This is a genomic window from Collinsella sp. LCP19S3_C9 (assembly GCF_052121575.1).
Classification (GTDB): Bacteria; Actinomycetota; Coriobacteriia; order Coriobacteriales; family Coriobacteriaceae; genus Collinsella.
This window is the reverse complement of sequence record NZ_JBQKDZ010000011.1, coordinates 79,197-85,955: the sequence shown is the minus strand read 5'-3', so window position 1 is coordinate 85,955 and position 6,759 is coordinate 79,197. Positions and strand designations below refer to the sequence as shown.

General features: G+C 57.1%; 3 protein-coding genes. All 3 read right to left on the bottom strand.

Features of this window, described 5'->3' with window-relative positions:
• Positions 1-87 precede the first annotated feature (87 nt).
• A complete protein-coding gene (locus ACTQXI_RS06570; RefSeq protein WP_441015701.1) occupies positions 88-1,038 on the bottom strand; it encodes a DMT family transporter in 951 nt (316 codons plus the stop codon).
• 372 nt (positions 1,039-1,410) lie between these two features.
• Positions 1,411-3,600: a YhgE/Pip family protein gene (locus ACTQXI_RS06565; protein WP_441048972.1), complete on the bottom strand. Its 2,190-nt coding sequence runs from the start codon at positions 3,598-3,600 to the stop codon at positions 1,411-1,413.
• Positions 3,601-6,390 carry a YhgE/Pip family protein gene (locus ACTQXI_RS06560; RefSeq protein ID WP_441548430.1) on the bottom strand — a complete coding sequence of 930 codons (2,790 nt, stop codon included), beginning with the start codon at positions 6,388-6,390 and terminating at the stop codon, positions 3,601-3,603. It lies immediately after the preceding gene.
• Positions 6,391-6,759: the final 369 nt, after the last annotated feature.

Here is a 6,759-nt window from a genome sequence, read left to right as displayed (position 1 = left end):
AGTATGATGTCCAGCATCCCGTCCCCGTCTCTTCGATGTTGATGTTTGGCGACATTCATCTTAGGGCGGGGACGGGACATTATTACGTCAACGCTGGTCTAACGGAGAGTTACGCAAAAAGTCAAAGTGCGTCTCGCTCAAGATAATCGACAGGAAGATGAGCGCAAAGCCGGCAAGCAAACGCGAGGTGAGCACCTCCCCCATCAGCAGCACCGAGAACAGCACGCCCGATGGCGACTCCATCGAAAGCAGTAGTGAGCCCGTCGAGGCCGGGACATGCGCCAAGCCCACGTTTTGGATGAGCAAACCCACGCATGTGCAGCCCACCGAGAGAAATGCCATCACGCCAATAAAGCTCGGCGTCCACACGGATAAAGGCGCCTGGGTCTCGAACGGCAGCGAAGAGATCAGGCACAGCACACCGTTGCCCGCAAACATCCAAAACGTGATGACGTTGATGTCCATCTTGCGACCGTACTTAGCGGCCACCGCCATCTGGATGGCAAAGAAGACCGCGCCGCCCAGCGTAATAACATCGCCGGCATTGAACTCGACGCTATCAAGCGCCACCAAGCCAATGCCCGCCAGACACAGCAACGCGGCGCCCAAGTTGTAACGGGTAAGTTTTTCGCCGCTTAGGACATAGCTCGCAAACGGAACCAAGATACAGTACGTGCCCGTCAAAAACGCGCTTTTGCCTGCCGTGGTCTGCGCCAGGCCAATCGTCTGCAAACCGTAGGCACCCCACATGAGCACGCCCATGCCAAGTCCAACAATCAGATTTCGAGCGTTGAAATGGGCAACAATGCGCTTGTGGAAGACGGCAAGCATGACCAGCGACGCCGGAAGAAAGCGAATGTAGAGCAGCTCGAACACCGGAATGGTATCGAGCGCGTCCTTCATGGTGGTAAAGGAATAGCCCCAGATGACCGCTATCGAAAGCAGCAAGACCTTCCAGAACAGCGGCGAGCGCGCACCGGCACCGCGAGAGGCACCGCCGGCACCCAGGTCTTCGCGGGCTACAGGGCTATCGGGCATATTTTCGATTTCAATAACGGCATGATGGGCCATAGGGCATCCTCGCGCTCGGTCTGGGCGTGGTGTCCGCACGCGCGCGACCGCATGCCGCCTCATGGTCATATAAAAACGGGACGCGCCGGACCCCCGGCACGCCCCGCAACTGTAGCAACAATCAAGCAGCCCACGCAATTCAGCCCACTAAAGCGTTTTGTTCCGCCGTTCTACCGAACGGCGGACCGGCCGACGCTGCGCGAGCCGCATTCACGCCAATCTGACGTTCAATTTCAAGGGCGCGACCAGAAGGTCAGCGCCCTTTCATTTCACGTCACCTTGGCGCAAATGCGGCTCGCTCGCTGGCATTAGTGCTACATCAGCGTTAACGTTGCCGCACTAAATTAGCTTTGTCGACTCCAGCTTTTCGATAATCCAGTCGTTGGCTTTGATGACCGGACGACGAAAGACCACACCCAGGGCCAGCGACGGAATCAGATAGCTCGCCAGAATACCCAGCTCAACCCAGTACTCCATATGGTAGGCGCCAGCCATGGCGGCATGCATGGCGTTGATGCCATGGGTAAACGGCAGGAACGGATAGATCGCCTGGAACACGGGGCCGGTCATCTCGATGGGGAATGTGCCGCCCGAGCCACCGACCTGCATGACCAACAGCACGACAGCGAGCGCCTTGCCGATATCGCCAAACGAAACCGTAAGCGTGTAGACGATATTGGAGAACACGAGACTCGCGATCCAGCCCGCCAACACAAACTGCAGCGGGTTGTCGCACTGGATTCCAAAGAACAGGATGTCGCCGGCGCACACGAGCGTCGCCTGCAGCAAGGCCAAGCCGCCAAAGAACAAGTAGCGGCCCAAATAGATCTCGTGCAGGCGTACGGGGATGAGCTCGTTGATAAGCTCATCGTCGACCGAGACCTTCATCATGGCTGCCAGCACAATCGAACCCACCCACAGCGACAGAATCGTGTAGAACGGCGCCATGGCCGAACCGTAGTTGCGGATCGGATAGACCGGCTTGCGGTCGAGCGCGACGGGGCCGGAAAGCGACACGGCCAGACCCTCGGGATCATTGCCGATCATCGTTTTGATCGTAGCGAGGTCATCCGACATCAAGGCGCCGTCGAGCTCGTCCTTAAACGCACTGATCTTGTCCGACGCCTCACCCAGCTGATCGGAAGCCTTGTTGACCAGCTTTGCAGCCTTGGAGAGGCCCTTTGCCAGCGAACCGGATGCATCGGTCAGGCCGTCTACGGCGCTATCCAGATCGCCCGAGATACCATCGAGCGAGTCCAGGATGCCCGAGACGGTCTTCTTGAGCTCCTTGGCCTTAACCGAGAACGTGGAATCGTAATCGGATTTGGCACCCGAAATGCCCGACTTGGCATCCGCAATGGCTTGGTCGACTTCGGCACGCGTGTCGTTGACCTTGGTCATGTTATTCGAAAGAGACGTCGCGATGCCCGTCAGTTCCTTGGCATTGTTGCGATACTCCATCGCGATCCTGCCCAGCGATGTTGCGACGGACTTCAAGCCATCCTGGAGCTTTTCGCCCTTCACCTGATCGGCAAGGCCGCGAATCTTGTCCGAAGCGGCATCAATCTCATCGGCACGCGCATTGAGCGAGTCGGCAGCATCGTTAAGCTGAGACACGGTAAGGTCGACATGTTGGTTCGCAGCATCGAATGCATTTGCGAGCTCGGTGGATACGTTATCGAACGAGTCCGCGCTTCCGTCTATTGCAGAATCGACGGCACCTCTGACGGCCTTGAGTGCCGCCTCGGAATCGGCAACACCGCTCTCGGCACGCTGCATGAGCTGCTTCGTCGATTCCTCGGTGGTTCCGGTCTGCTTGAGCATGCCGCTCGCCGACGTAAGGGAATCGGCGGTCGAACTTAAAATGCCCGCGAGCGAGGCTGCGCTCGCCTTGACGTCCTGAAGGTCCTCGACCGAATCGCCAAGCGTCGAGGACAGATTGGCGATAAAGTTGCTAACCTGCTCGGTGCTCATATAGTCGAGCAGGTTTGACACCGTCTTAAGACCGATGGTCGTGATGGTCTTGGTAAAGGTCTCATTGACTTGGCTCTGGACGGCGCTCGAGCCCTTCTCGGTCACAATCTGGGCAATGGCGTTGGCCTTCTGGTTCTCGTAAAACTCGATATCGGCATGCTTCACCTCGGTCGAGAAAAGCGTCATCATGTCGGTGCTAAACGTTTTAGGGATAACGACGGCAGCGTAGTACGCGCCCGACTTAACGCCCTCGATCGCCTTATCACGGTCGTTGAGAACGACCCAGTCGAAGTTCTCGTTGCCGCGCAGGGTGGCGGTTACGTTTTCGCCCACGTTGACCTCGACGGGAATCAGATCACTCTCGTAGCCCTCATCGGTGTTGACCACGGCGATCTTAAGGTTGCCGGTGTTGCCGTACGGATCCCAGCTGCCGGCGATGTTAAACCACGCATACAGGCACGGCACGATAATGAGGCCCATCACGACAATCAAGCCGATCACGGAGCGAGACACGTTTTGGACATCGCGCTTAAACAGATGCAGGATGTTCTTCATTTATGCCTCACCTCCTTTGGAGTGCTTGCCAAGCGGGGTGGTGTCCCCGTCGTTTCCGCTTACGTTGTCAACGCCGTCGGCATCTTGAGCCTTACGATGCGCACCGATATGCGGCAGACGGCTCGTGGGCTGTTCGCTGTCCTTGGTGCCCCGCTCACTGGCGTTGAGACCGAACATGCGACGGGCGGCAGGGATGGCAGCCGTGTGCTCGCGCATCTCGCGGCGCAAGTCCTCATCCGAAAGCGCCGAGATGCGCAACTGGGTATTGAGGCTCGCGCGGATATATTCGATATTGATAAGCCAGCCGCAGATGGCAATAACCGAGATGATCCAAATGACAAGCAGGATGATCTTGCCGTTATTGTCGATATCGAGCACCGTCGAGAGCACAAAGAGCAGGACCTGCACGCCTACCACGGCGGCAAAACCGCCCTTGATGTAGTACGGGTAGCGATGCTCAAACGCCACGGCATGATCGAGCAGCTCGCGACGGTACGAATCCGAATCGAGCATGACGCGCATGGCCGTGCGCAGCGAATAGCGCTGGCGCGGCAGGTCGTTGGACTCGCAGATCATGAGGCCCGTCGTGGAAAGCTGCTTATCAAAGAGCAGATTGAGGTTGAGCAGCAACGGGCGCAGCTGCAGACCGATAAAGAGCGCCACGATCAGAAACACGCCCAGGATGCACAGGTTAAACAGGTAGTTGAACGAATACATGCCACCGACGGTCTCGCGCAGCAGATTGATGCCGTAGGTGAAGGGCAGCAGCGGATGCAGCCACTGGAAGAAGCCGGGCATCATCTCGATGGGATACATGCCCGACGAGCCGGGGATCTGCACGATAACCAGAATGACGCCGATCGCCTTGCCGATATGCTTAAACGTGGTGGACAGCGCATAGATGATATTGACGTAGGTGAACGAAATGGCGATGCCGCCCAGCACGAACAGCAGCGGGCTGACGCACTGCACGCCAATCACCAGATCGCCTACCGTAACGATAATGGCCTGGAACGCGCCCAGGATCACCAGGAGCAGCCAGCGGCCAAAGTAGCCCTGACGCGCGGTAAAGCTGCCGATGCCTTCGCGGTCGACCTCGAGCTTGTAGATAGCGATAAGCACGTAGCCGCCCACCCAAAGCGCCAGATTGGTATAGAAGGGAGCGATTCCCGAGCCAAAGCTCTTGACCGGGAAAATTGACTTGGAAGTCAGCTCTACGGGAGATGCCATAAAGTCTGCCACGTCATTGACGTCGACACCCATCAGATCAGCCAGCTCGCCCATGGACTCGGAGGTCTGCAGCGCCGCAATGTCGTTGGCGGCGGTTGCGAGCTTGTCCTGGACCTTGGCAAGCGAGGCATCGGTCTGGGACAGCGTGGTCTTGGCCTGACCGAGCGTAGCGTTGAGTTGCGAAAGTGTACCGCGCGCGCTTGCAATAGCAGGCGTGAGGCCAGACACGATTCCCGTCAGATCACCCGAGACGGCGGCAAATGAATCAAGCGCGCTCGAGGCCTTCGGCAGCGCGTTTTGACCCAGGTCCGTCTGGGCCTGGCCAAGGTTAGTCGCACCGGTCTGGATTGCGTTATTGATAGCGTCGCTGGCACCCGAGACAGCCGCGGCGTCATTCTCCATGGCGCTCGACTGCGCAGACAGACTATCCTTGATGCTCTTAAGCTTTTCATTCTGCTCGCGGAGCAAACCGATGGTCGATACAATGCGCGCGTCAATTTCCTCGGAACCTGTCGACGTGTCATTAACGAGAATTTCTAAGTGCCCGATAACGGCCTTATTGTGGTCGATCGTCGCCTGGAGAGGCTCAAGCGAGTTGTTGATACGGGTGGTCGTAGATGTGACCGTGCCCGTCAGCTTGCCAATCGCAGCGTTCGCGGAGGCTGACGTTTTGGTGAGCGCAAGGCTGCCCTCCGAGAGCGCCTTGGAGAGCGAGGTGATGGAATTACCCGCCGTGGCGCGAGCCTCGCCCAGCAGGTCGTTGCCCTGAGAGATCGCCTGCGTCAGCGACGGCGCCTGACCCTGTAGACCGGCAAGTGCTGCATCTGCCGAGGCAATGGAACCACTCGTCTTATCGATGGCGGCATTCATGTCGCCAATCGAACCACGCACCTCGCCCAAGGTATCGGATGCTTCGGACACCGAACTTGCCAGCGAATCTTGGGTCTGGGTTGCCTTGTCCTTTAAATCGACTCCGGCATCCTTGGCGATACCGGCAACGGTCTCGCCCGCCGTGGAGACAAATTCCGAGTTGATCTGCTCCTCGATGGTGCTTGCACCGGTGTCGGTAACCTTCGGCGCAATAGCGCTCTTCTTCTCATTGACGTAGTACGTAAGCTTGGGCTGATGGTAGTTGCCGTCGAGCATCGAAACCAGGTTATCCGAGAAGTTCTTGGGGATTACGATGGCCGCATAGTATTTACCGCTCTCGACGCCCTCTTTGGCATCGGCCGCCGAATCGACGAAGGTCCAGCCCAGCCGATCGTTCTCCTTGAGCTGATCGACGACCTTATCGCCCGCGTTGAGCTCGCCCACCAAGTCGTTTTGGGTGCCCTGATCGTTGTTGGCGATGGCAATCTTGATACCCTGGGTGTTTCCGTACGGATCCCAGTTGGCAACGATGTTGTACCAGGCATACAGCGAGGGAATAACGCACACGCCGAGGGTAACCACCAGGGCGACGGGGTTCACGATCAATCGCTTGATGTCGCGCTTAAATATCGCAAAGGAAACCTTTGCATCGGATAGTTTGCTGCCGAGACTCACGCTTGGACCATCCATCCTGTCGTTGAATCGAATCGTGCTATCGATAACCATTGTACGAAGGCGTTTTAACGTCTCGATGCACAATGGTATTGAGTTTTGCGGGTAGCAATATACTACGAAGATGAGTTAACGTACAGTTGTACAGTATCTTAAATTTCCGCAGCTCCCAAAACCACAACCCGCACAAAATAGCAATCCAACTAGTCATTGGGGACGTTCTTTAGTCATTAGGGACGCTCTTAAACGACCAGTCAAACAAGAACGTCCCCAACGACTAGTCATTTAAGAACGTCCCCAATGACTACTTAGGACCATGAAAGCGTCGTAGGTTGAGCATAAGTCAGCGAAAACGCCCCTGAGCGAGCAAGGTGACGTGAAAGAGGA

Coding starts and splice junctions, on each gene's coding strand:
- ACTQXI_RS06570 (WP_441015701.1), bottom strand. CDS start 1,038: ATGCCCGATAGCCCTGTAGCCCGCGAAGACCTGGGTGCCGGCGGTGCC.
- ACTQXI_RS06565 (WP_441048972.1), bottom strand. CDS start 3,600: ATGAAGAACATCCTGCATCTGTTTAAGCGCGATGTCCAAAACGTGTCT.
- ACTQXI_RS06560 (WP_441548430.1), bottom strand. CDS start 6,390: ATGGATGGTCCAAGCGTGAGTCTCGGCAGCAAACTATCCGATGCAAAG.